The organism is Alloalcanivorax venustensis, assembly GCF_047495515.1.
GTDB classification, from domain to species: domain Bacteria; phylum Pseudomonadota; class Gammaproteobacteria; order Pseudomonadales; family Alcanivoracaceae; genus Alloalcanivorax; species Alloalcanivorax venustensis.
The window spans coordinates 2,731,798-2,756,232 of record NZ_CP179934.1 but is presented as its reverse complement, the minus strand read 5'-3'; the positions used below and the strand labels follow the sequence as shown (position 1 = coordinate 2,756,232).

At 65.4% G+C, this 24,435-nt stretch carries 18 protein-coding genes and 1 tRNA gene; 11 read left to right on the top strand and 8 right to left on the bottom strand.

The window, feature by feature from the left end; translation table 11 throughout:
* The first annotated feature begins 145 nt into the window (after positions 1-145).
* On the top strand, positions 146-337 hold the full coding sequence (gene csrA / locus ACMG4O_RS12925) for a carbon storage regulator CsrA (protein WP_142949643.1): 192 nt from the start codon (positions 146-148) through the stop codon (positions 335-337).
* 79 nt (positions 338-416) lie between these two features.
* A tRNA-Ser gene (locus ACMG4O_RS12920) sits at positions 417-507 on the top strand.
* Between the two features lie 193 nt (positions 508-700).
* Here ACMG4O_RS12920 and ACMG4O_RS12915 read toward each other — a convergent pair.
* Positions 701-1,924, bottom strand: a complete 1,224-nt coding sequence (locus ACMG4O_RS12915) for an EAL domain-containing protein (RefSeq protein WP_142949644.1) — start codon at positions 1,922-1,924, stop codon at positions 701-703.
* On the bottom strand, positions 1,921-5,100 hold the full coding sequence (locus tag ACMG4O_RS12910; protein WP_370185344.1) for a PAS domain-containing protein: 3,180 nt from the start codon (positions 5,098-5,100) through the stop codon (positions 1,921-1,923). The genes ACMG4O_RS12915 and ACMG4O_RS12910 overlap by 4 nt, the downstream gene beginning before the upstream one ends.
* A gap of 256 nt (positions 5,101-5,356) precedes the next feature.
* Between ACMG4O_RS12910 and ACMG4O_RS12905 the strand changes: the two genes are divergently transcribed.
* From ACMG4O_RS12905 to ACMG4O_RS12895, 3 genes are all read left to right on the top strand, one after another.
* Positions 5,357-7,834, top strand: a complete 2,478-nt coding sequence (locus tag ACMG4O_RS12905) for a hypothetical protein (protein ID WP_414433903.1) — start codon at positions 5,357-5,359, stop codon at positions 7,832-7,834.
* Positions 7,835-7,866: 32 nt separating this feature from the next.
* Entirely contained in the window at positions 7,867-10,854 is a 2,988-nt protein-coding gene (locus ACMG4O_RS12900) for a parallel beta-helix domain-containing protein (RefSeq protein WP_414433902.1), read from the top strand.
* A gap of 358 nt (positions 10,855-11,212) precedes the next feature.
* A complete protein-coding gene (locus ACMG4O_RS12895; RefSeq protein WP_414433901.1) occupies positions 11,213-12,775 on the top strand; it encodes a methyl-accepting chemotaxis protein in 1,563 nt (520 codons plus the stop codon).
* Here the strand turns inward: ACMG4O_RS12895 and ACMG4O_RS12890 are convergent.
* A complete protein-coding gene (locus tag ACMG4O_RS12890) occupies positions 12,747-13,808 on the bottom strand; it encodes a 3-deoxy-7-phosphoheptulonate synthase (protein WP_414433900.1) in 1,062 nt (353 codons plus the stop codon). The genes ACMG4O_RS12895 and ACMG4O_RS12890 overlap by 29 nt on opposite strands.
* A 352-nt stretch (positions 13,809-14,160) precedes the next feature.
* Between ACMG4O_RS12890 and ACMG4O_RS12885 the strand changes: the two genes are divergently transcribed.
* The 6 genes from ACMG4O_RS12885 to ACMG4O_RS12860 are packed head-to-tail and all read left to right on the top strand — an operon-like array spanning position 14,161 to position 20,470.
* Positions 14,161-15,339: an acetyl-CoA C-acetyltransferase gene (locus tag ACMG4O_RS12885; RefSeq protein ID WP_142949650.1), complete on the top strand. Its 1,179-nt coding sequence runs from the start codon at positions 14,161-14,163 to the stop codon at positions 15,337-15,339.
* Between the two features lie 10 nt (positions 15,340-15,349).
* Positions 15,350-16,393 (top strand): dihydroorotase, encoded by a 1,044-nt coding sequence (pyrC, locus tag ACMG4O_RS12880; protein ID WP_370202032.1) that lies wholly within the window; start codon positions 15,350-15,352, stop codon positions 16,391-16,393.
* Positions 16,390-17,394, top strand: coding sequence for a CobW family GTP-binding protein (locus ACMG4O_RS12875; RefSeq protein ID WP_370202031.1), 1,005 nt, complete (start codon positions 16,390-16,392; stop codon positions 17,392-17,394). The genes pyrC and ACMG4O_RS12875 overlap by 4 nt, the downstream gene beginning before the upstream one ends.
* Positions 17,395-17,429: 35 nt before the next feature.
* Positions 17,430-17,927, top strand: coding sequence for a ZrgA family zinc uptake protein (locus ACMG4O_RS12870; protein WP_414433899.1), 498 nt, complete (start codon positions 17,430-17,432; stop codon positions 17,925-17,927).
* Between the two features lie 23 nt (positions 17,928-17,950).
* The gene (locus tag ACMG4O_RS12865) at positions 17,951-18,280 is read left to right on the top strand and encodes a DMT family transporter (RefSeq protein ID WP_067609163.1); all 330 of its coding nucleotides are present in this window, start codon (positions 17,951-17,953) and stop codon (positions 18,278-18,280) included.
* Positions 18,281-18,304: 24 nt separating this feature from the next.
* Positions 18,305-20,470, top strand: coding sequence for an acetyl-CoA hydrolase/transferase C-terminal domain-containing protein (locus ACMG4O_RS12860; protein WP_414433898.1), 2,166 nt, complete (start codon positions 18,305-18,307; stop codon positions 20,468-20,470).
* Positions 20,471-20,479: 9 nt separating this feature from the next.
* Here the strand turns inward: ACMG4O_RS12860 and ACMG4O_RS12855 are convergent, their stop codons facing one another.
* The 5 genes from ACMG4O_RS12855 to ACMG4O_RS12835 all read right to left on the bottom strand — a co-directional run bounded on the left by ACMG4O_RS12855 (position 20,480) and on the right by ACMG4O_RS12835 (position 24,391).
* Positions 20,480-21,337: a pirin family protein gene (locus ACMG4O_RS12855; RefSeq protein WP_414433897.1), complete on the bottom strand. Its 858-nt coding sequence runs from the start codon at positions 21,335-21,337 to the stop codon at positions 20,480-20,482.
* 66 nt (positions 21,338-21,403) lie between these two features.
* Positions 21,404-21,961, bottom strand: coding sequence for a DUF4282 domain-containing protein (locus ACMG4O_RS12850; protein ID WP_194855365.1), 558 nt, complete (start codon positions 21,959-21,961; stop codon positions 21,404-21,406).
* Positions 21,955-22,995, bottom strand: coding sequence for a DUF2804 domain-containing protein (locus ACMG4O_RS12845; protein ID WP_142949656.1), 1,041 nt, complete (start codon positions 22,993-22,995; stop codon positions 21,955-21,957). Before ACMG4O_RS12845 ends, ACMG4O_RS12850 begins: the two co-directional genes overlap by 7 nt.
* A 32-nt stretch (positions 22,996-23,027) precedes the next feature.
* Complete coding sequence (locus ACMG4O_RS12840) at positions 23,028-23,846, bottom strand: DUF1853 family protein (protein WP_414433896.1); 819 nt, start codon at positions 23,844-23,846, stop codon at positions 23,028-23,030.
* Entirely contained in the window at positions 23,843-24,391 is a 549-nt protein-coding gene (locus ACMG4O_RS12835) for a PadR family transcriptional regulator (protein ID WP_067609143.1), read from the bottom strand. The genes ACMG4O_RS12840 and ACMG4O_RS12835 overlap by 4 nt, the downstream gene beginning before the upstream one ends.
* Positions 24,392-24,435: the final 44 nt, after the last annotated feature.

Here is a 24,435-nt window from a genome sequence, read left to right as displayed (position 1 = left end):
TAATCTGATGCGGCATAATGCCGGCCTCGCTCACCAGGGAGCCGGGCCGTCCGCATGATGGAACACAAGGATGACGGGTCCTCTCACACCTGGTGTGCGGGAACGCGCTCACTGAACAATCTGATGGACCCAGGAGGGATTTTCCATGCTGATACTTACGCGTCGCGTCGGCGAGACGTTGATGGTCGGCGACGATGTCACCGTCACCGTGCTTGGCGTCAAAGGCAACCAGGTCCGCATCGGTGTTAACGCCCCGAAGGAAGTCGCGGTGCACCGCGAAGAGATCTACCAGCGGATTCAACACGAAAAAAGCAGCGACACCGGCGAGAATGCCTGATTTTTGGGCTGTATTTTTCGCGCAAGCTGGTATCATGCGCGGCTAAATCGTTATCCAACGATCGAAAAATCCGAGTTCCGGAGAGGTGGGTGAGTGGCTGAAACCAGTTCCCTGCTAAGGAACCATACGCATTGCGCGTATCGAGGGTTCGAATCCCTCCCTCTCCGCCATACACAAAAAAGCCCGGCCAACGCCGGGCTTTTTTGTGTATGGCGGAGAGGGAGTTGATGATTCGAACCCTCCGTTCGACCGAACGGCGCAAAGCGCCGTGAGGGGCGTTGCCGCCCGGCGGCAACGGGGCGCAGCCCCGAGCGCAGCGAGCCAATCCCTCCCTCTCGGCGCGCCCCAGCGCGCCCAGGCCTCTCAGCAGCGCCCTTCGCGGTCCTCCAACCACCCCCCAATATCTTCTCCCTCCATCGGCCGCGCAATATAGTACCCCTGCATGAAATCGCACCCGGTTTCGCGGAGGAACGCCAGAGCCGCGTCGGTTTCCACCCCTTCGGCGATCACCTTCAGATCCAGTTGGTGCCCCAAATCCACCGCCGATTTGATAATGGTGCGTGCTTCCCGGGAATGGTCCGCCGCGATGACGAAGGCTTTATCCAGCTTCAACTCGGAGAACGGCAGTTTGGCCAACTGCACCATGGAGGAATACCCCACGCCGAAATCGTCGATCGCCAGTTGAAACCCTTTCATGCGCAGCCGGGTGAGCAGGTCCAGCGCCAGCACGCCGTCTTCCATGGCCGCCGTCTCGGTGAGTTCCAGCGTTAAATGGCGCGGCTCCAGACCGTACCGTCGGCACAGGACCACCAGCTTATCCGCCATATCGAACCGGGTCAGGCAGGAGGCGGACAGATTCACCGCCATGGTCCAGTGCTCGGCCTTCGCTCCGCCACTTCGTAACAGGGCCGCCATAGCGGCACAGGCCTGGACGACTACCTTGCGGGTAAGGGGCTCGATCAACCCTTCGCGTTCGGCGAGGCGAATAAAGCGGTCCGGGGCGATGGGCCCCCACTGGGGGTGCCGCCAGCGGGCCAGCGCTTCGAACCCGACAACAGGATTGCCCTCGGCACAACTGACCTTGGGCTGATACATCAGGCGGATCTGGTCATTATCGATGGCGTCGGCGAGCATTGCCGGGGTGATGTCCTGCTCGGGGCTCACCGGAGCCTGGCGCGGCTGGCGGCTTGGCGGCGGTTGCTGGCCCAGCAGAGCACGCAGATCGCGGATCGAAAAGGGTTTGGGGAGCACACCGGTCATGTGCAACCGGTGCTGGCTGGCGGCCCTGCCGGCCGCATCGATGACCCGGCTGCCCAGCCCGCTGGAGATAATCAGGCCTGCGTCGCAGTGACGCTCGGCGAGATGGCGGATTACTTCCACGCCGTCCATCGCTGGCATCACCAGGTCGAGCAGAATGTGGGTGGGCTGCCAGGTGTCGAGTATCTCGAAGAAAGTGTCCGGCAGGGTGGTGACCTGGCATTGGTAACCCAGGCTCGAGACCATGCTGCAAACCGTCTGACCGATGTCTGGGTCGTCATCAAGAACCAGGAGCCGAGGTATCGTTTCTGATTTTTGTGGCGGCGTCATCTTGGCACCTCGTCGAGAGCGTCGCGGATCTTTTGCGCCAGATCCGTCTTATGGTAGGGCTTTTCCAATAAATGCACGCCGGGGTCCAGACGGCCGTGGTGGACAATGGCGTTTTCAGTGTAGCCGGAGGTGTAGAGCACCGGCAGCTCGGGCAGACGCTGCCGCGCGAGCCGCGCCAGCTCCGGCCCGTTCGGGCCGCCGGGCATGATCACGTCGGTGAACAGCAGATCGACTTCCTGTTCGGAAAGCCACTCCAGGGCGTCATTGCCGTTAGCGGCGCTGATCACCCGGTAGCCCAGCTCGCGCAGTTGTCGGGCGGCCTGGTCGCGCACCTCGTCGTCGTCTTCCACGACAAGGACTGTTTCCTGGCGGTTGGTAAACCGCACCGGGCAAGCCGGTGGAAGCGGCTCCTGCCGCTCACGGTCCGCCCGGGGCAGGTAGAGTTTTACCGTGGTGCCTTCACCCGGCTCGGAGTAAATTTTGATATGGCCGCGGGACTGCTTAACGAAACCGTACACCATGCTCAAACCCAGGCCGGTGCCCTTGCCCTTGGGCTTGGTGGTGAAGAAGGGGTCGAACACCTGTTTCAATGTGGTCTCGGGGATGCCGGCACCGGTATCCGAGACCACCACCTGAACGTAGTCGCCGGCCACCACTTCGGAATGGCGGTTGGCGTAATCCTGGTCCAGGCTGACGTTGGCGGTTTCAAGAACGATGCAGCCTCCGCCGTCCATGGCGTCGCGGGCGTTGAGGCATAAATTGAGAATCGCCGACTCCAGCTGCCCCGGATCAATGAACGCCGGCCAGGGCGTCGGGCAAGGCACGATATCGATCTCCAGATGTTCGTGCAGCGAGGGGCGAAGAAGGGGGGTAAGGCCGTAAATCAGTTCGTTGACGTCGACGATCTGCGGGGCCAGTGGCTGGCGCCGGGCGAAAGCCAGCAGCCGGCGCGTCAGCTCCGCCGCCCGTTCCGCCGCGCCGCGGATCAAGCCCGCGGAAGCCCGTAATGGCGAGGCCTCTTCCAGTTGCTCTTCGAGTAACTCGGAATTACCCAGAATCACCGTTAACAGGTTGTTGAAATCATGGGCGACGCCGCCGGTCAGCTGACCGATGGCTTCCAACCGCTGCGACTGCTGGAGCTGCTCCTCCAGCGCCAGATGTTCGGTGATGTCGGTGTTGATGGCCAGGATGGCGTCCGGCTGGCCGTGGTCGTCGGCGACCAGGCTCCAGCGCGCGTCTGAGATCACGGTTTTGCCGTTCACGCCGTGGCTGGCCAGGCGGCCGGCCCATTGGCCGCTGAGCAGCAGCTCCCGGGTGGCGGCTTTCAGGACATCCGGGTCCTCGCCGAGCACCTCATCAATGCGCTGTCCCAGGGCCTGGCTCTGGCGCCAGCCGTAGATGCCCTCGGCGGCCTGGTTCCAATAGGTAATACGGCGATCCAGATCGAGCACCATGATGGCGTCGCGGGATTTATCCAGCAGGGCGGCCTGTCGGGCCAGATTGGTGAGGAAGTGGCGGCGCTCGGTGACATCGCTCATACCGCCCACCATACGCAGGGCGTCGCCGTTTTCATCGCGGATTACGTAGCCGCGATCCGACACATAGGCCACGCTGCCGTTCTTGCGTATGAAGCGGTACTCCGCTTCCCATTTCTGCTGCTGGCTGTAAATGACCCTTTCAATATCGGTGAGCACGCGCTTTTTGTCGTCCGGATGAATGCGCGTGGTCCAGGAACGGCTGTCCCGTTCCAGGTCTTCGGCACTGTAGCCGAACAGGGTTTCCATGCCTTCGCTCCACCACAACCGGTCAGTGGACGTGTTCCAGTCCCAGATCGCATCGGCGGTGGCGCGGGCGGCGGCCTCAAAGCGGATTTTTTCTTCGCGTAAAGCATTGGCGGCATTGCGCTGTTCGCTGATGTCCTGGAAGGCGCCATCGACGCGGACGACTTTGCCCACCTCATCAAACACGGGTTCGCCCAGAGCGCGTACCCAGAATGGCTGTCCGGTGGCGGTGACGACCCTTAGTTCTTCGTCGTAGGGCTGCCCCCGCTTGACGCAGGCGGCGAACAGGGACTGTACCTTGGGTTGGTCCTCCGGGGCATAGAAACTGAGCGAATCCTCCAGGGCCATGCGTGTGTCGTTGCCAAGGTCATGCAGAGCGAGAATTTCCGGTGACATGGAAACCTGCCCGGAGCCCACATCCACGCTCCAGGCGCCGACCCGAGCCAGCCTCCCGGCGATGCCGGTGAGTCGCTGGGTGTGTTGCAGTTGCATTTCAAAGGTCTTGAGCTCAGTAATGTCCTGAACCGTGCCCTGCAGATACATCGGCCGACCGTGATTGTCCTTATGCAATTCTCCACGCTCATGCAAGTGGCGTTGTCCACCTTGGGGTAAATTGATGCGGTACTGAATATCCAAAGGGGTGTGGCCGGCGAGGGCATCTTTGCGGTAGTCGAGCAGGCGGCGCCGGTCGTCGTTGTGCACGCATTGCAGAAAACGCTCGAAGCGGCCGTCCAAGTCTTTCGGGGACAGGTCGAAGATGCGGAAGGTCTGCTCCGACCACTTGAGAGTCTGACTATCCAGATGGAAGGTCCAACTGCCGATCCGGCCGATGCGTTGCGACTCCTCCAAATGAGCGGCGCGACGTTCGGCCTTATGGAGGGCGCGGTTCCGTTCGTCGACGGCGTCCTGTAGCCGCTGATTCTGTCGGCGGAGCTCCAAATGCATCATCACCTGGTCTGCCAGCAGCGCCAGATAGTTCGCCTCGGCCTCGCTCAGATGCCGGGGCCGGTGATCCATGACACAGAGTGTGCCGAGGGCCTGACCGTCCGGGGCGACCAACGGGGCGCCGGCGTAGAAGCGGATGCCGTTGGGGTCGGTGACCACCGGGTTATCGGCGAAGCGGTGGTCGAGCCGGGTATCCGGGATGATCAGAGGGCCGGTGCCGCGAATGGTGTGGTCACAGAGCGCGATGTCGCGTTCGGTTTCCCGGATATCAAGCCCGACGGACGCCTTGAACCACTGGCGGTGACGGTCCACCAGGGTGACGGTGGAGATCGGGCACTCGCAGAGCGCCGCCGCGCGCTGCACGATGTCGTCGTATTCGTGTTCCGGGGCGCTGTCCAGAATATTGTAGCTGGCCAGGCTTTCCAGCCGGGCCCGCTCCGTCTCTGACATCCCCTTGTCCTGCATCAGGGTCCCCCTCCCCGCATGGCGCGGCGCGGTAATACGGCGCGCCGTATACATACTATCTATCGCCTTTTTTCGAATATGCCATAGCCGCCAACACGGCGCCATCCAACGCATTTCTCGGCGGAAGGGCGGAAAACTTGAGTGCCGCGGGCCCGTTCACCAATCGTTCACAATAACGCCACAACGTTTCACGGTAATAAGTTGTACAAACGTACCAATAAAACAAGAACAGGAAGGTGCTATGACCGTGAAAGGCGTGCGTCGTGTGTCGACTTATTGGTTGCTGCTGCTTTTGGCTCTCGGCCTTACCGCTTGTGGGGGCGGTTCGTCCTCGTCGGACGACCGACAGGCGAATAACCCGCCGGCGCCCTCCGAGCCGGAACCGGAGCCGGAGCCGCCCACCGAACCCGAACCGGAACCCGAACCCCAGGCCCTCAACCGCTTTCAGTTCGCCAATGGCTGCTACCACCTGTACGCCGACGGGCGCTACCTTAGTGGTCTGGACGGGCGCTACGGTGTGACCCTGGACCCCGGTCGGGCGGCGTCGTTTTATATGAAGCCCACGGCACTGGGTTCCTATCTGCTGCTGTCCGATTACCGCCGCGATCCCGGCCAGGCCGGCGACAAGGAGCTGCTGGGTATCTCCGACCCGGCCGGCGAGCTGCTCGACGGCGGCGGTCGCTTGATCGCGGAAGTCAGCTACCTGGTCGCCGGCCTGGGCGACACCCTGAACCTGGTATTGGATCCGGTGGCGCCCTTGGGGGGCGTGCTGCGGGAACTGGGCGAGAGCCTGGAGGTGGCGGGCACGCGCCTCGGCGACCGTACCCCGCGGCCCACGCTGGGCAAGGTGGACCAGGCCAGTGATCTGGCGGTGTGGAATCTCAACCGCAGCGAAGGCGAGACCTTCACGGTGGCCTCCGACGCCACCGGGCTGTTGCTCACCGTGGGCGAGGACGCGCTGACTCTGGCCTCACCGTCGCTGGAGAGCGAAGCCAACCGTTTCCACCTGCTCCCCGCGCAGGGTTGTGACGCCTATCCGGAAGCGGAGCTCAACGCCACCGTGGCCGAGCAAGGCCCGGCCAACTATCTGCGCGAGGTGCCCCGTTTCCAGAACGTGGAAGGGCTGGACGACGATGACGTGTTCGGCTTCGTCGACGCGCACAGCCATATTTCCGCCTATGAGTTCATCGGCGGCCGGGTGAATTACGGCGACCCTTTCCATCCCTTCGGTGTCGATCATGCCCTGGACGACTGCGCCGTCAATCATGGCCCCCAGGGACTCACCGGTCTGGTGGAGCAGGTCACCAGCAGCCCCGGGCCCCACGCCACCGAAGGCTGGCCGGGCTATGAGTTCTGGCCGCGCCACGACTCGCTGCAGCACCACCAGAGTTACTACCGCTGGATCGAGCGGGCCCACCTCGCCGGTCTGAAAATCCTGGTCAACCATCTGGTGCACAACCAGGTGCTGTGTCAGCTCAACCCCCAGAAGCAGAACGATTGCGACACCATGGCGGCGATCGAAATGCAGGCCGAGCAGATGCACGCCATGCAGGACTATATTGACGCCCAGCACGGCGGCCCCGGCGAGGGCTGGTTCCGCATCGTCACCGATCCGGCCCAGGCCCGGGACGTGATCGGCGAGGGCAAGATGGCGGTGATCCTCGGCGTGGAGGCCTCCAAGGTGCTCAATTGCGGCGAGTTCCTGGGCGCGCCGGAATGCACCCGCGAGCAGATCGTCGAGCGGCTCGACCGTCTCTATGCCATGGACGTGCGCAGCCTGTTCCCGGTGCACAAATTCGACAACGCCTTCGGCGGCCATTTGCCGGATTTGTCTTCGGGCATCGGCATCGGTCCGGTGCTCTACGCGGGGAACATTCTGGAAACCGGCCACACCATCGAATTCGAAACCTGCGCCCACGACCACGGCGACGACGCGCCGCCGGCGTCGTCCCTGCCGGACCCGCTGGCGCCGCTGGGCCTCATCGACCAGTTGCTGTTCCAGCTCGACTACGTCGGCGACCGCTTCCCGGCCACACCGGAGCAATTGGCGGAATACGACCCGCGCCGGGGCACCGACCATCTTTGCAACAGCCGTGGCCTGTCCGACCTGGGCTTCTTCCTGATCGAGGAATTGATGAAGCGCCGCATGATGATCGAAACCGACCACATCAGCCGCAAGGCGGCGGAACAGATTCTCGAACTGACCGGGCGGCGCGGTTACCCGGTGATCAACAGCCACGGCGCCTGGGGCGGCACCGAAGCGCTGCGCGACCGTGTGGCCTCCCAGGGTGGCGTGGCGGCCTCGTTCGGCAGCGTGCGCGGCGCCTGGGTGGACGAACTGACCCGCGACGGCCAGCGCCCCCGTGACGAGGCGCTCAAGGTCGGGCCGTTCGGCGGCGCCGGCTTCGCCTCGGACGTCAACGGCATCGCGCAGCTGGCGAGCAACCCGGGCACCGAGGACCAGCACGACGACCTGTATCCGTTCCAATCCGTGGACGGCCGTGTGCGCTTCGACGTGCAGCGCACCGGCGACCACGAATTCAGCCTCTACGAGGGCAGGGGCGTGGCGCACTACGGCCTCTATGCGGATCAGATCGCCGACATGATCGCCAACAGCGACCGCCCCCGGGAGCAGATCGAAGACGCGGTGAACCAGCTGTTCACCTCCGCGGAAGCCTATTTGCGCATGTGGGAAAGACTGGAGCAGGCCCCGCGATGAACGGGGCGGCCAACACCAACAGGGGAACGACCATGAACGGCAACACATCCTGGTTAGCGCTACTGACGTTGATGCTGGGGCTGACACTGAGCGGCTGCGGCGGTGACTCCGGCGGCGACGGCGGCGCCACGCCGTCGCCGGCGCCCAACCAGCCCGAGGAAGAAGAACCGGACCGCTTCACCGAGGGCCGGACTTTTCTCATTGAGCCCGGCGAAGGCGCCACCGAGGACATGGTCAACGCCATGATCCAGCTGCGCCCCCGGGACACCCTGGAATTCGCCTGCGGCTATTTCAATCTGGACCAGGGCCTGCTGATCCAGGCCACCGAGGACGTGCTGATCAAGGGCTGCGGCAAGGACAAAACCGTGCTGTCGTTCCGCGACAGCGCCAACGTCACCGGCCTGGAAGCGCTCAACGTGCGCGGCATCACCGTGCGTGATCTGACCATCCTCGACTCCCCCGGCGACGCCTTCAAGCTCAAGGGCGTCAAATGGGGCACGCTGAGCAACGTGCGCGCGATCTGGTCCGGTGGCGGCGGCCCGATCACCGAGGACAACTACCCGCAGCGCCTGAACGTGGCCTGCACCGCGCCGCCGTTCAACGAGGGCGACCCGGCCCCGGACTACGTGCCCAGCTCCGACAGCGGCCGCTACGGCATCTACCCGGTGGAGTCGGAGAACATTCTGGTGGAGGAATCGGAGTCCGTGGGCGCCTCCGACGCCGGCATCTACGTGGGCCAGACCAACACCGCCATCATCCGCGACAGCCGGGCGGTGTATAACGTCATGGGCTTCGAGATCGAAAACGTCCAGGGCGGTGAATACGACTCCAACCTGGCGGAGTGCAACACCGGCGGCTTCCTGATCTACGATCTGGAAAACATCACCCAGTACGGCGACACCTCGGTGATGCTCAACAACACCGCCCGCAACAACAACACCTATAACTTCGCCCACAGCGGTCTGGTATCGGTGGTGCCGCGCGGCGTCGGCTTTATCACCCTGGGTTACGACAACATCGAGGTGGTGGATAACGTTTTCGAGGACCACAGCACCGCCGCGGTGCTCTATATCAGCTATGAACTGATCGACGGCCCCGGCGGCACCGCCGACAAAAAACTCGACCCCTACACCGAAGGGCTGCACATCCACGACAACGTGATGCGCAATTCCGGCTACGACCTGCCGCCGCCGGATCTGGAGAAGACCCTCAACGGGGAAATCGAAAGCGTGCTGCCGACCTTGATCGGCCTGAAGAACCTGCCCACCATCAACGACCCGGCGCAGTTGCTCTCCAGCCTGCAGAACCTGGCCAACCTGGGTAAGGGCGCGCACATCATCTGGGACGGCCTGCGTGACGAGCTGGACGAGGACTGCCCCTATCCGGTGGACGCCCAGGGCAACCCGGTACCCCAGGATGAGCACGGCAAGCCGCTGCACACCAACCAGCACCCCAACCCGTCCTGCCACTACAACGCCTACAAGTTCGACGACCAGGGTAACCGCAAGCTGCCGCGCTGGGGTTCCTGTATCCATGACAACGAACTGTCCGACGACAGCGCGCCCTACCTGAATTTCCACGGCACCGACGGCCTGGAACTGGTGATCGGCCTGGTCGACCAGGACCTGTCCATCCTCACCCCCGGCGGCCTGCTGGATATCGTCGGCGGCCTGCTCAACTTCCCGTCGGACACCAACCTGTCCGACCACGACTGCCAGGCCCGTTTCGGCAGCGTGTTGCCGTCCCTGCCGAGGGTGGAGATTCCGCCGTTCGAGCCCAGCGGCGACTTCGACCCGGCCGCCTCCGAGGAATACATCGCGCATCTCTGCGAGGCGGAAGTGGAAGAGGGCGAGATCAACCGCGCGGCCTTCGAGGTGGATTGCCCGCTGTTGTCCCAGTACAACCTGTTCGCCGAAGCGGACGACCCGCGCAGCCTGCCCCACGAAGGCGGCGTGCCCTACGTGCTCAACAGCAAACTGTTCTCCGACCACGCCACCAAGTACCGGGTGCTGTTCGTGCCCCCCGGCGAACAGGCGGTTTACCGCGACGGGCAGGGCGGCAACAACGTGAACGGCACCATCGACTTCCCGGTAGGCACGGTGATCGCCAAGACCTTCGCCTTCACCGACGAAGCCAACAACAGCGAAGCGCTGGTGGAAACCCGGCTGCTGATCAAGAGAGTGAGCCAGAGCGGCAAGGCGTTCTGGGCCGGGCTGCCCTACATCTGGGAACAGAACGACCAGGGTGAACCGGTGGCGGTGCTGACCCCCGGCGGCGGCAGCCGCGCGGCGAGCTGGCACTTCCGCGACGCCGACACCGGCACTTTGATCACCGGGTCCACCGACAGCTATTCGGTGCCCAACGCCAACCAGTGCATCACCTGCCACGGCAACGACGACCGGCCCGCCGGCAGCGCGCCGATCGGCCCCAAGCCGCGCAACCTGAACCGCGCCTACCAGCCGGAAAGCAGCTTCATGGGCACCGCCGGTCAGGCCGGTTTCCCGCGCGTTAACCAGCTGCAGTACTGGGTCGATCAGGGCCTGCTGGCCGGCGCCCCGGAGCTGGAACTGGACGGGCAGGGCGTGGCCACCAACGTGGAGCGGCTGCCGCGCTGGAACGTGCCCGGCGACGGCGGCGACACCGCCAACTCACCGGCGGACATCGAGCACCGCCTGCGCGCCTATCTGGAAGTGAACTGCCAGCATTGCCACAACGACAAGGGCGCCGCGTCCAACACCGGGTATTACCTGGACGTGTTCCGCGCCGTGGACGCGGGTTACGGCATCTGCAAGAAGCCCACCGCCACCGGCGGCGGGTCCTGCGGCCGCCAGCACGTGGTGGTGCCGGGCAGCAGCGACGATTCCATCGTCTCCTGCCGCATGGAGGCGGAAAACGACCCGCAACGGATGATGCCGCCGATCGCGCGCAGCGTCGCCCACGACGGCGCCACCGCCCTGATGCGGCAGTGGATCAACACCGTGGTGGACGGTGATTACGACAACGCCGGCGGCTGCAACTAAGTGTGGGAGCTTGCCTGCAAGCGAAAGGCCGGCAACGCCGGCCGGCGGGATGCCAGAGACGTTGTTGGTGCTGACGTTGGAGATGTCTCTGGGATCCTGCCGGGAGCTTCGCTCCCTTTCGCGGGCGAGGCCCGCTCGCACAAACCCGGCTCCGTAGAAAGGTTCGCGAAAACTTTTTGCTTTTTCTAAAGAAATGAGAACTCTGGCCGATACTCTTTCCGCTTTTTTATCAATTTTCAGAGTTTGGTTCTCGGCGCTAAAACATTGATTTAAAACAACAAAAAGTCACTTTGTCGTCTTTCCTTCATGGTTTGCGGCTAGCCTTTCCAGCCATTGTTCATGAGCTGGGGGAAAGCCAATGAATCGGCTTAACAACATGACGGTGAAGACGAGTTGGAGCCTGGTGCTGCTGGCGTTCAGTGTGATTATTCTGCTGATCGGCGGGCTGAGCATTTACACCAGCCACCAGAGCCGGCAATCGTTCGAGACGTTGAATCAGACCCATGTGGAGCGGGCGGGCGCCTTGCAGCGTACCTATATCAACCTGCTGCAGGCGCAGGTGGCCATGGACCGCGCCGCCGAGCTGGTGCGGGTGCCGTCCTTTGATGAACCCGGGCCGGTGCTGGATCAGGCGGCGGCGTTCATCGAACATGCACAGCGGCATTTTGAAAACTTTCTTGCGATGACCGGCGAAGGCGCGGCGATGCAGGCCGTGGTGCCGCTGTCCGACGCCATGGACCGGCTCACGGACGTGGGCCTGCGGCTGCAATTGGTGCTGCTCCGTGAGGGCGACTTCGCCGGCTACCGCTCCGGGCGCTCGCGGCTCAACGGCATGAGCCAGGATTTTATCAACGCCGCGGACGCTTTTCTGGCCGATTCACGGGCCGCCGCCAATGCGCTGGTGTCGCGTTTCGACCGCCGCGTGCAACGGCTGGACGCCGCCATGGTGGCGGCGGTGCTCGCCGCGCTGCTGATGGTCGCGGCGGTGTTGTGGGGGGTCACGGTGAACGTGATCCGGCCCCTGCGCAACGTGATCGGGCACCTGGACCGGATCGCCGACGGCGACCTGTCCGAGGCGATTCCGCCACGCGGCAACAACGATATCGGGCGCCTCTACGCCGGCCTGGCGCGCATGCAGGGCAGCCTGGCCGCCATCGTCGGGCAGGTGCGCACCAGCAGCGAACGGATTCAGGACGCGGCGGTGGAAACCACACGGGGCAACACCGATCTTTCCACCCGCTTTGAACAACTGTCCGCGTCGCTGGTGGAAACCTCCGCCAGCATGGAACAGCTTACCGCCACCGTGAAAGACAACGACGAGCACGCCGACCAGGCCCACCGGCTGGCCGGCGATGCCGGCGGCGTGGCGGCCCGCGGCGGCGACGCGGTGGCACGGGTGGTGGACACCATGGGGCTGATCGAAACACGCTCCCAGCGCATTGAGCAGATTGTCGGGTCCATCGAAGGGATCGCCTTTCAGACCAATATTCTGGCGCTAAACGCCTCGGTGGAGGCGGCGCGGGCCGGCGAGCACGGCAGCGGCTTCGCCGTGGTGGCCGAGGAAGTGCGGCTGCTGGCGCAGAACAGCGACCGGCTGGCCAAGGAAATCCGCACGCTGATCGTCGACTCCGGCGCCGAGGTGGCGCGCGGCTCGGAGCAGGCCGCCCAGGCCGGCGACACCATGGCCGAGATCGTCGCCGCGGTGGAGCGGGTATCGGCGATCATGGCGCGCATCAGCGGCGCTTCCGCCGAGCAGACCCGGGGCATCGAGCAGATCGGCCTGGCGGTGTCGCAAATGGACCGGGTCACCCAGCAGAACGTCACCCTGGTGGCCGCCGCCGCGGAGCGCGCGGAGACCCTGGAGAGTCAGGCCGGTTTGCTGATGCGCGAAGTCAGGGAGTTTCGATTAACTCACCAATAAGGTCTTCGGTCTGGCCCCAGCCGAGACAGGCGTCGGTGATCGACACGCCGTAGCGCAGCGGGTGGGCCAGCGGCTGGCTGCCGTCGTGCAGGTGGCTTTCCAGCATCACGCCGGCGATGGCGCGCTCGCCGTCGCGGCGCTGCTGGATCAGGTCGCGGGCCACCAGCGGCTGGCGGCGCGGGTCCTTGCCGCTGTTGGCGTGGCTGCAGTCCACCATCAGACGCGGGTTGAGCCCGGCCTGCGCCAGCTGCTCGCGCGCCGCCTGAATTTGCTCGGCGTGGTAGTTGGGGCCGCCCCGGCCGCCGCGCAACACCAGGTGGGTGTCCGGGTTGCCGGCGGTTTCCAGCAGCGCCGGGTGACCTTCGTCATCGACGCCCAGATGGGCGTGTGGGTGGGCGGCCGCCTGCATGGCGTCCCGGGCCACCGCGATGCCGCCGTCGGTGCCGTTCTTGAAGCCCACCGGCAGCGACAGGCCGCTGACCAGCTCCCGGTGGATCTGGGATTCGGTGGTTCGGGCACCGATCGCCGCCCAGCTGAGAAGGTCTTCCAGGTAGCTCGCCGCCACCGGGCTGAGCAGCTCGCTGGCCAGGGGCAGGCCCAGGCCGGCCAGATCACGCAGCAGCTCCCGGCACAGACGCAGGCCCTCCGCCAGATCCTGGCGGCCGTCCAGGTGCGGGTCGTAGAGCAGCCCTTTCCAGCCCACCGTGGTGCGCGGCTTCTCCACGTAAGCGCGCATCACCAGCAGGGCACGGTCGCTGACCCGGTCGGCGAGGGCGGCGAGCCGCCGGCCGTATTCCAGCGCCGCCTCCGGGTCGTGCAGCGAGCACGGGCCGGTGACGATCAGCAGGCGACCGTCCTCGCCGTTGAGGATGTCGCGCACCGCCTGGCGCTGGGCGGCGATGCGCGTGCCCAGGGCGGCGTCCACGGGCAGCGTCTGGCGTAGCTGCCGGGCGCTGGGCAGACGGCGGCTCACGGTCCCCGACGCGGGTGTCGAAGAGTCGTCGGCGGTGACGGCGGCAAGACTGGCGTTCATAGCAACTTCCTTAATTTTGATCATCCTGAAACGAAAAAACCCCGGCGGGACGACCAGCCGGGGTTTCAGGATTCTACGGCAGGCGTCCCGAAGCGGGCGCCTGACCGGATAGAGGTCAGACGCGCGCGCGGCTAAACCAATATCCGTAGAAATAGCAGGCAGCAGCCAGCGCCACCGCGGAAGCGGTGTTCACAAGCATCAGGTTGTCGAGCAGTGCTGCGGCCATGGAATCTCCAAAATCGATGCTTGAAGCCTAACGGCCTTTCGCGTTCAGCGCAATGGGGGCGCCCCGGCGGCCGTGTTACCATGCGCGGTTAACAGCTGCTCATGAATCTTAGCTTGGGAGAACAACATGCAAGACGTGGTCATTGTCGCCGCCACCCGCACCGCCATCGGCCGCTTCCAGGGCGGGCTCGCGGACGTCCCCGCCACCAAACTCGGTGAAGCGGTGGTGCGCCGCCTGCTGGCGGACACCGGCGTGGAGCCGGGCGCGGTCAGCGAAGTGATCCTCGGCCAGGTGCTCACCGCCGGCGCCGGCCAGAACACCGCCCGGCAGACCTCGATCTTCGCCGGCCTGCCCGACGAAGTGCCGGCCATGACCATCAACAAGGTGTGCGGCTCCGGCCTGAAAGCGGTGCACCTGGGCAGCCAGGCGATCCGCTGCGGCGAGGCCGACGTGATCATCGCCGGCGGCCAGGAAAGCATGAGCCTGGCCCCCTATGTGCTGCCCAAGGCGCGCACCGGCCTGCGCATGGGCCATGCCAGCCTGGTGGATTCCATGATCCAGGACGGCCTGTGGGACGCCTTCAACGACTTCCATATGGGCATCACCGCCGAGAACCTGGCGCAGAAATACAGCCTCAGCCGGGAAGCCCAGGACGCCTTCGCGGCGGCCTCCCACCGGAAGGCGGCGGCCGCCATCAACGAAGGCCGCTTCAAGAATGAGATCACGCCGGTGGAAGTACCGCAGCGCAAGGGCGACCCGAAGATCGTCGACACCGACGAGCAGCCGCGCGGCGACACCACCGCCGAGTCCCTGGGCGGCCTGCGCGCCGCCTTCAAAAAGGACGGCACCGTCACCGCCGGCAACGCCTCGGCGCTGAACGACGGCGCCGCCGCCGTGATGTTGATGAGCGAAGCGCGTGCCAACCAGCTGGGCCTGCCGATCCTCGCCCGTCTGGCCGGTCAGGCCAGCGCCGGCGTGGATCCGGCGATCATGGGCATCGGCCCGGTGTCCGCCACCCGCCGCTGCCTGGAGCGCGCCGGCTGGTCCCTGGATCAGGTGGACCTGATCGAAGCCAACGAAGCCTTCGCCGCCCAGTCCCTGGCGGTGGGCAAGGACCTGGAGTGGGACCAGGACAAGGTCAACGTCAACGGCGGCGCCATCGCCCTGGGCCACCCGATCGGCGCGTCCGGCTGCCGGGTGCTGGTAACGCTGCTCCACGAAATGCAGCGCCGCGACGTGAAGAAGGGCCTGGCGACCCTGTGCATCGGTGGCGGTCAGGGCGTCGCCCTGGCGGTGGAACGTTGAGGGCGCGCTGATGACCGATACTCTGACCCTGACCCGCCCGGACGACTGGCACCTGCACTTCCGCGACGGCGCCATGCTGGAGGAAACCGTGCCCGCCACCGCGCGGGTGTTCCGCCGCGCCATCGTGATGCCCAACCTGACGCCGCCGGTGACCACCGTGGCGCTGGCCGAGGCCTACCGCGAGCGCATCCTGGCGGCGATTCCGGCGGGCGTGGATTTCGAGCCGCTGATGGTGCTCTATCTGACCGACGAAACCCCGGTGGAGGAGATCGAACGGGCGGCGCAAAGCCCGTTTGTGCATGCCTTCAAGCTGTACCCGGCCGGGGCCACCACCAACTCGGACAGCGGCGTCACCAACCCGGCGCGCATTCACCATCTCTACGAGGCACTGGAAAAGCACGATCTGCCGTTTCTGGTGCACGGCGAGGTGACCGAGCCGGAAATCGACATCTTCGACCGCGAGCGGGTGTTCATCGACCGCTACCTGAACGACATTCGGGAACGGTTCCCGGCGCTGCGTATCGTGTTCGAGCACGTCACCACCTCGGAAGGCGTGGACTTCGTGCGCGAGGGCGGCGACCTGACCGCCGCCACCGTCACCCCCCAGCATCTGTTGATGAACCGCAACGACCTGCTGGTCGGCGGCGTGCGCCCGCACAACTACTGCCTGCCGGTCCTCAAGCGGCGCACCCACCAGCAGGCGATTCAGCAGGCGGTGCTGGAAGGGCATCCGCGCTTTTTCCTGGGCACCGACTCCGCCCCCCACGCCCGCGACAAGAAGGAAGCGGCGTGCGGCTGCGCGGGTTGCTACTCGGCCCGGGCGGCGCTGCCTTTGTACGCGTCCTTTCTCGACCGCCACGGAGCGCTCGACAAGCTGGAAGGCTTCGCCAGCCATTTCGGCGCCGACTTCTACCGGCTGCCGCGCAACCCGGACACCGTGACCCTGGAGCGGCGCGACTGGGCCGTGCCGGAGACGGTCACCGCCGCCGGTGAAGACATGGTGCCGTTCATGGCCGGTCAGGCGCTGCCCTGGGCGATCCGCGAAAGCCAATGACGGCGCCGATCCCGCTGGTGGTGCTGACCGGTTTCCTGGGCAGTGGCAAGACCACCCTGCTTAACCGCTGGCTCGACCAGCGCGGCGACCTGGCGGTGGTGATTAACGAGCTGGGCGAGATCGGCATCGACAAGGATCTGGCCCGGCGCGTGGGCGCGCCGATCAGCCTGTTGGCCGGCGGCTGTGTCTGCTGTGCCGTGCAGGGCACCCTGCGCACCACCTTGCGCAATCTCTACATGGCCCAGGCCGGCGGCGATCTGCCGCCGTTTTCGGCGGTGCTGTTGGAGACCACCGGCGCCGCTGATCCGTTCGGCGTGACCGCCGTGCTGGAGCAGGACGCCTGGCTGCGCAAGCGCTTCACGCTGCGCTCAATCCTGACCACGGTGGATGCCGTGGCCGGCGAGGCGGCACTGGCCCGCTTCCCGGAAGCCCTGGAGCAGGTCACCGCCGCCGACCAACTGCTGCTGACCAAGACCGACCGGGCGACGGCGGCGCAACGCGGCGCCCTGGTCGACGCGTTGCGCCGTCTTAACCCCCGCGCCGGGGTGGACGACGCGGCCAGCGCCGACGCCGGGCTGCTGGACCGGGATTTCCCCCGCCAGTGCCGGATCACCGGTGCCCTGGCGCCGGCCGGCGCGGTGGCCACCCTGGCGCCACGGCCGGAACGGCGCGGCCACCACCTGCATCCGTCGGGTCTACGCTGGCGCGGGCGGATCGCCTATGATCGCCTGCAGGAGGCGCTGGCGGCACTGCGTGCCGAGGCCGGCGACGAACTGGTGCGCCTGAAGGGCCTGGTGGCCATTGATAAGCTGGACGGGCCTTTGCTGATCCAGGCGGTGGCCGGCCAGGCGGTGGAGGTGGCGCCGTTGCCGGCCTGGCCCGGCGGCGACGAGGACAGCCGCCTGGTGGTGATCGCCGCCGGCGAGGACGCCGGCACCCCGACGCGCTGGCTGGAGCATTGGCGTATTTATCTCGGGCTCGCGGACGTGGCCAGTGCCTGAGCCCGGTTGCCATGGAATGGAAACGAGGAAGGATCATGCGTCTATTTATCGCTGTCATGGTGTTGAATCTCGCCGTCACCGGTGCCGCCGCCGAGGGCGACCGCGCCGCCGGTGACCTGGAAATCGCCCGCAAGGGCCAGGCGTTGATCGCGCGCCTGACGTTGCCCGCCGACCAAGTGGTGGGCTTCAGCCACCGGCCGGAGAGCGACGAAGAAAAGATCGCGGTCACCGAGGCGCTGGCGCGGCTCGGCAAAGCCGACAATGTGCTGGTGCCGGCGGCGGAAGCCGGCTGCACGGTGACCCGGGAGGAGGCGACCACCACCCTGATGCCGCCGGCCACCCCGGACCCCGCCGAATTCCAGGCGCGTTACGCCTGGCGCTGCGAAAGCCCGGCCGGGCTGGTGGCGGCGGACGTGCCGCTGCTGGAATTTCTCAACGGCGTCGCCCTGGACGCGTTGGTGGTGAATGGCGAGCACCGTTTCGAGCGCCGCATCGCGCCCCCTGAAACACGCTTGCCGCTGCTGGCGGACTGATTCGACGCCCGCAAGGAGCCGATATGGGCTATTGGTATTTAGTGGTGGCGATCCTCAGTGAGGTGGTCGCCACTTCCGCCTTGAACGCCTCCCAGGGGTTCACACGTCTTTGGCCGTCCATGGTTACGGTGGTGGGCTATTGTCTGGCGTTTTATTTTCTGTCGCTGACCTTGCGCACCGTGCCCATGGGCATCGCCTATGCGGTGTGGGCCGGCGCCGGCATCGTCTTGATCGCGATTTCCGGCGCCATCTTTTTCAAACAGTTACCCGACCTGCCCGCGGTCTTGGGTATGCTGTTCATTATTGTCGGCGTGGTGCTGGTCAGCGCCGTGTCGCGCACCGCCGGCCATTGAAAACGTACCGATAAGGAGAACGCCGTGCCCGAGCAAATGGACGATGCCCTGAAAGCGGCCGACAGGATCATCGAACTCACCGGTGGTGAGATACGGCTGGGGCTGCCGCTGGGGTTGGGCAAGCCGAACCGTCTGGTCAATGCGCTCTATCAGCGGGCCACGGAAAACCCGGACGTCCGGCTGGACATCTATACCGCTTTGTCACTGGGCCGGCCCGGCGCCGGCAGCGATTTGGAAAAGCGTTTTCTGGAGCCCTTCGCGGAGCGGGTGTTCGGCGACTATGAAGAGCTCGACTACCTGAAGGCCGCCAAGAAAGATCAGCTGCCCGACAACATTCGGGTGTTCGAGTTTTTCTTTCAGCCGGGCAGCATGCTGGGCAGCAACAGCGCGCAACGCCATTACATCAGCGTCAACTACACCCACGCCGCCCGTGACCTGAACGCGCGCGGCGTGAACGTGGTGGCGCAATTGCTGGCGTGCCGTCCGGGGGCCGATGGCGAGAACGGCAACGATTACAGTTTCTCCTGCAACCCGGAAGTGACGTTGGAACTGTTGCCCATGCTCAAGGCCCGCCGCGACGCCGGTGAAACCATCGTCACCGTGGGGCAGGTGCACCGCGATCTGCCGTTCATGGAAAACGACGCGCGGGTGGGCGAGTGGCTCGCCGACATGGACATCCTGCTGGATGATCCCCAGGGCCATACCCGGCTGTTCAGCACGCCCAATATGCCGGTCAATCTGCAGGACCATTTCGTCGGCCTGCACGCCAGCTCCCTGGTCCGTGACGGCGGCACGCTGCAGATCGGCATCGGCGCCCTGGGCGACGCCCTGGTGCATCACACCCTGCGCCGCGAGCAGCACAACGATAACTACCGCGCCCTGCTGAAAGCACTGGACCTGCCCGACGAACACCGGGCGCTGATCGAGCGCGAAGGCGGCACCGGCCGTTTCGACCAGGGCCTCTACGGCTGCAGCGAGATGATGACCCACGGTCTGCTGCGGTTGATCGACGAGGGCATCATCCGCCGTCCGGTGTACGACTGGTCGGCGCTGCAGCGCTACGTTCTGGCGCACCCGCAGGCGCGGCCGGATCTGTCGCTGCTGGACGCGCTGCGTCAGGACGGCGGCGTATCGTCACCGATGACGCCGGAACAGCTCGACCGGCTGACCCGCTTCGGCGTGCTGCGCGCCGGGGTGGTGGTGGAAGCCAGCCACCTGCGGCTTCCCAATGACGACAGCGTGCCCAACGACCTGGACCACCCGGATACCCGGGAAGCGCTGGAAGGCCTGTTCGGTGACCGTTTGAACGGCGGCATCATCATGCACGGCGGCTTTTTCCTCGGCCCTGAGGCTTTTTATCAGCGGCTGAGGGAACTGGACGACGACACCCGGGCGGCGATCAACATGACCCGGGTAAACGCCATCAACGACCTCTACGGCGGCGAGGCGCTGCGCCTTCTGCAACGCCGTGACGCGCGTTTCGTCAATACCGCGTTCACCGCCACGCTGCTGGGCGCGGCGGTCTCCGATCAGCTTGAGGACGGCCGGGTGCTCAGCGGCGTGGGCGGCCAGTACAACTTCGTCAGCCAGGCTCACGAACTGCCCGGCGCCCGTTCCATCCTGATGACCCGGGCCTGGCGCGAGCGTGGCGGCGAGGCGGCGTCCAATGTGCTGTTCTCCTACGCGCACAACACCATTCCCCGCCATCTGCGCGATATGGTGATCACCGAGTACGGGGTCGCCCACCTGCGCGGCAAGACCGACGAAGAAGTGGTGATGGCCATGCTCAACGTGGCCGACAGCCGCTTTCAGGTGGAACTGATGGAACAGGCCCAGGAGGCCGGCAAACTGCGCCGGGACTACAGCATTCCGGAGCGCTTCCGGCACAACAATCCGGAATTTTTACGCCGGGTGGCGGAGACCGGCGGCGAAGGCTCTTTCGCCACCTTCCCGCTGGGCACCGACTTCGACGAGCGCGAACAGCGCCTGATGAAGGCACTCACCTGGCTCAAGGAAAAAGTCAGCCAGAAGGACTTCCTGTCCCTGGGCCGTCGCGCGCTGCTCGGCGACCACGACGCGGAACGCTACCAGGCCGAGCTGGCGCGCATGGGGCTGGCGGACACCGACGGCCTGCGCGAGCGCTTGTACCAGCGCTTGCTGCTCACCGCGCTGGACGCCACCGAAGCCTGATGCCGCCGCTTATTCCGGCAGCGGTATCCATTCGGTTTCCCCGGGCACGCCGGGGAACCGCTGGTGGCGCCAGTCGTCCCGGGCTTTCTCGATGCGCTTTTTATCGGATGACACGAAATTCCAGTTGATATAGCGCCGGCCGGGCAGGGCGGCGCCGCCGAACAGCATCAGCCGGGCCGGCTCCTCCAACGCTTCCAGCAACCAGCTGCGTTGGCCGTCCAATGTCATCACATGATGCAGCGGCAGCGGTTCGTCGCCGGCCGTGGGGCTGCCGGAGACCACATAGACGGCGCGCTCCTGATCGCTGGGCGGTAGCGGCAGCGAGCCGCCGGCATCCAGTTGAATATCCACGTACAGCGCCGGTGAGGCAGTGGGCACCGGCGACTGCACGCCGAAAGCCCCGCCGATCAACACCCGCGCCCGCACGCCCCGGCTCTGGTAGAGCGGCAGGCTGTCCTGGGGGTGATGGCTGAAGGCGGGCTCGCCGTTCTCTTTGTCTTCCGGCAACGCCAGCCAGGTCTGGATCCCTTCCACTTCGATGCCGTCCCGGCGCACGTCTTCGGGCACCCGTTCGGAATGCACGATGCCGTGGCCGGCGGTCATTAGATTGATGGCGCCGGGCTCGATCCGTTGCACGGTGCCGAGGCTGTCGCGGTGGTCCATGGCGCCGCTGAACAGATAGGTGACCGTGGCCAGGCCGATATGCGGGTGCGGGCGGACGTCGCCATTGCGGCCGCCGGCCTCGAACGCCGACGGGCCCATATGATCAAAAAAGATAAAGGGGCCGATGCGCTGCCGGCCGGCGGCGGGCAAAAGCCGGCGCACCGGAAAACCGATGTCGCGGGCATGGGGTTTGAGCAGTTCCATGATTAGGGCCTCGTTCGGCGCTGAGGCTTTCAGTATACGCCGGACAGGGCGCCCCCGCGCCGGTTGTCAGTCGTCCCGTTCGCCGGGTCGGGGTTTGTCGTTGCGCCGCATGTCGCCGCGGCGCGGCCCGGCCAGCACCCGCCAGAACGGAATCCGCCGGGTCACCGATACCATCTCGTCCACTGAATCGCCGATGCCGGACAGCCGGTCCACGGTGTCGCGCAGCCCCACCAGCTGATCCACATGCTCGGAAATCTTGAACACCACCATGTAGAACTCCAGCAACGCGCGCAGCAGCGTGGCCATGAACAGAAACAGCAGCGGCCCGCCCACGAACAGAAAAAACAGACCGCGCCAGGTGGAGGCCATGAACGCCTCCGCGCACAGATACACCAGGCCCAGGCCGATGGCGGTCAGCGCCACGCCGTATACCCCCGGAATCACCTGAATGATCATGTATTTGTCGAAGCGGAAATTGAACAGCTCCCGCCAGTATTGCAGCGCCCAGAACAGGCCGCGTCGCAGACGCTCATTGACGGCGTCGCCCTGGGGCGGCTCAGGCTGATGGGGTGCGCCGGCGTCGGCCGGCCCGGTGTCGTTGCTCTCGCGATGGTCGTCTACCATTTGGCGTACTGCTCCTCGACGAAGCCGTGCAGCCCGTGCACGGCCAGGGGCGATTCGCCGGCGACGCGTATCTCGCCGTCGAAGCGCCCGAAAATTTGTTGGAAATTACTGGCGAACAGACCCAGGTTCAGGCGCTCGCGGTGGCTGCCCAACGGCGTGAACCGTAGCGCCACCTGGCCGCACCGGCTGTCCACCCGCCAGGGCTGTGTCAGATCGTCGCGATCATACGCGAACGCGGTGCCGTCCACCTTGATCCGCCGGCCGTCCACCCACACGCAGTTCTCATTGACACTGGTCTCGTTCACCCCGCAGGACAGGTTCAGCCCCAGCCGGCGCCCCTTTACCCGCCCGGACAAACAGGCCCAGTTCCAGAACGTTTCCCGGCGCATATAACCGGCGGAAAAATCATGGTGGCCACCGGCGCCGGTCAACGTGCCCAGATCCAGCGTGTCGCCGTCACGACGCAGTTCCCCGGACACATCCACACCGGCCACCTTGTTGGCGTAGGTCCAGCCGTTGATGCCGGTGCGCGTGCACAGCGACATCGGCTGATACCCGGCCGGTTCATGCAAAGCCGCTTGCAGATTCAACCCCGGCATCGCCACCGTCAGCGACTTCCGGCGCGTGCCGCCCGGCGCCTGGTGGTAGCCCATGGCGATATCCACCTTGCCCTGCCGGAAGCGGCTCTCGCCGTCCACCGGCGAATCGCTCAACGTCAGCGCCCGCCCCAGCGGCGAGCGCCAGGTGTGCTCGCTCAGCGCCCCGGTCCGGGTGTCGAACACATAGAAGAACACCATGCCCAGATACGCCGTATCCGCGAACGCGCAGCCGATCAGCAGTTCATCACTGACCACGCCGAAATACTGGAACTGCTTGTAATGAAAGTGCCGCGCCCGACGGGACGCCGGCTTGCCGAGCGGCGTGCGGTAGTCGTAGTCGCGACCGTTGATGCGAGCCACCGTATCTTCGAAAAGCCCGGTGGTGATATCGCCGTTTTTATTGATCAGTAACCGGTCGGGCTGGTGCTGGGTCATGAAGTGCTCGCGTTGTAGTTGGTCGGTCGCGCTCAGTGATCGGGCCAGCTGTCCGGGGCGGCAAAAGTGAGGCGGCCCGACTCGGTTCCTATCATCACCGGCGACGACAAGGTCTGAACATAGTCGCGCAACACCTCGGCGGCAACAAAGTCAGTCCGGTTGTCGGACAAGGTTTGATGGTAGTGCCATTGGTCGTGTGGAATAACCACGCCAGGGGTTTCGAGTGACCGCGCGTACAACCAGCTTCCCCGTTGATGGGACGGATTGGTTTCCTTGGGCAGGGCGGTCTCGCGTTCGGTATGAAACAGCCGCCCCCGTGTGAGCAGCATCTTTCGGCTCACACGCCAGCCCTGCTCGGCAAGCAAGGTGGTGACCACAGGGTCGTCACAACGGGCCAGTTGACGGTCATGAAGATGGCGAATTTTAGTGGCTAACTGATCCCGTGGGTCGGTCCCCGGCCAGGCACGTTCCGCCGGCTCGCCGGGCAGGCCCAGGTAGAACTTCAGCGCCAGCTCCCAGTGCATCAGGTCGCCGGTGTCCCGGTCCTCGACCAGCATGTCCAGTTCGCCGAGGGTGTTGCCATTGAGGCGCAGGGGCACGTTGCGGGCCACCAGGCGGTAGCGTTGGCTGTGTTGGAGGACGGCGGCGACCAGGTTTTCGAAGTGCAGGCCGAGCCGGCGCGGGCGGGGTTGTTCGACGAGGGTGGCGGCGGCCCGGCGCAGTACGCCGGGTTCGCCGGCGCACTGCCGGAGGATGGCGTCGGCGCTGTCACAGCCGGGTGGCGGTGTGATCAGCGGCGGCGCCTGAGTCAGCCATGCCAGCTCCCCGGCGAGGGTCGCCGGGTCGCTCACGAGGTGGGCAGGCCCACCGAGGCGTGTTCCAGGGCCTGACGGACTTCCTCGGCCCATTGCAGCCAGGCGCGCTGGTCGAGGATGCCACGGCGTACCGTCAGGTAGCTGTACAGGTTCTCTTCGCGGCCTTGTTCGTCCAGGCGCTGGGCCAGGGCTTCAAAGGTGGCGAGGCGTTCCCGTCGTTGTTTGGACAGTTGTTCCAGTTCCCCCAGTAGTGCGCCCGAGTCCGCCAGTTGCCCACCGGCGACCTTGACCATGAAGGCGTCGCGGATGCGGGCGGGCCCGGCGGGCTTCTTTAGCCATCGGATCAACTCCTGCCGGCCGTCCTCGGTGATGCTGTAGAGTTTTTTGTCCGGCTTCCCCTCCTGCGGCACATGGCGAAAACTGACCATGTGTTGCTCGTTAAGCTTCCCCAGTTCCAGGTAAATCTGCTGGTGGGTGGCATTCCACACCAGGCCAATACTATTGGCGAATTCCCTGGCGAGGTCATAGCCGCTGGCTTCTTGGTCTTGCAGTAGGACAAGAATAGCGTGGCGCAGTGACACGGCTGACTCCTCGGTTCGTTATTCGTGGTACTAGAGGGATAGTA

Excerpts from the sequence above, each read along its gene's own strand:
- ACMG4O_RS12845 (WP_142949656.1), bottom strand. The coding sequence starts at position 22,995 with ATGACCCAGCACCAGCCCGACCGGTTACTGATCAATAAAAACGGCGAT.
- csrA (WP_142949643.1), top strand. The coding sequence starts at position 146 with ATGCTGATACTTACGCGTCGCGTCGGCGAGACGTTGATGGTCGGCGAC.
- ACMG4O_RS12915 (WP_142949644.1), bottom strand. The coding sequence starts at position 1,924 with ATGACGCCGCCACAAAAATCAGAAACGATACCTCGGCTCCTGGTTCTT.
- ACMG4O_RS12900 (WP_414433902.1), top strand. The coding sequence starts at position 7,867 with ATGAACGGCAACACATCCTGGTTAGCGCTACTGACGTTGATGCTGGGG.
- ACMG4O_RS12870 (WP_414433899.1), top strand. The coding sequence starts at position 17,430 with ATGCGTCTATTTATCGCTGTCATGGTGTTGAATCTCGCCGTCACCGGT.
- ACMG4O_RS12885 (WP_142949650.1), top strand. The coding sequence starts at position 14,161 with ATGCAAGACGTGGTCATTGTCGCCGCCACCCGCACCGCCATCGGCCGC.
- ACMG4O_RS12905 (WP_414433903.1), top strand. The coding sequence starts at position 5,357 with ATGACCGTGAAAGGCGTGCGTCGTGTGTCGACTTATTGGTTGCTGCTG.
- ACMG4O_RS12910 (WP_370185344.1), bottom strand. The coding sequence starts at position 5,100 with ATGTCAGAGACGGAGCGGGCCCGGCTGGAAAGCCTGGCCAGCTACAAT.
- ACMG4O_RS12890 (WP_414433900.1), bottom strand. The coding sequence starts at position 13,808 with ATGAACGCCAGTCTTGCCGCCGTCACCGCCGACGACTCTTCGACACCC.
- ACMG4O_RS12875 (WP_370202031.1), top strand. The coding sequence starts at position 16,390 with ATGACGGCGCCGATCCCGCTGGTGGTGCTGACCGGTTTCCTGGGCAGT.
- ACMG4O_RS12895 (WP_414433901.1), top strand. The coding sequence starts at position 11,213 with ATGAATCGGCTTAACAACATGACGGTGAAGACGAGTTGGAGCCTGGTG.
- pyrC (WP_370202032.1), top strand. The coding sequence starts at position 15,350 with ATGACCGATACTCTGACCCTGACCCGCCCGGACGACTGGCACCTGCAC.
- ACMG4O_RS12865 (WP_067609163.1), top strand. The coding sequence starts at position 17,951 with ATGGGCTATTGGTATTTAGTGGTGGCGATCCTCAGTGAGGTGGTCGCC.
- ACMG4O_RS12855 (WP_414433897.1), bottom strand. The coding sequence starts at position 21,337 with ATGGAACTGCTCAAACCCCATGCCCGCGACATCGGTTTTCCGGTGCGC.
- ACMG4O_RS12850 (WP_194855365.1), bottom strand. The coding sequence starts at position 21,961 with ATGGTAGACGACCATCGCGAGAGCAACGACACCGGGCCGGCCGACGCC.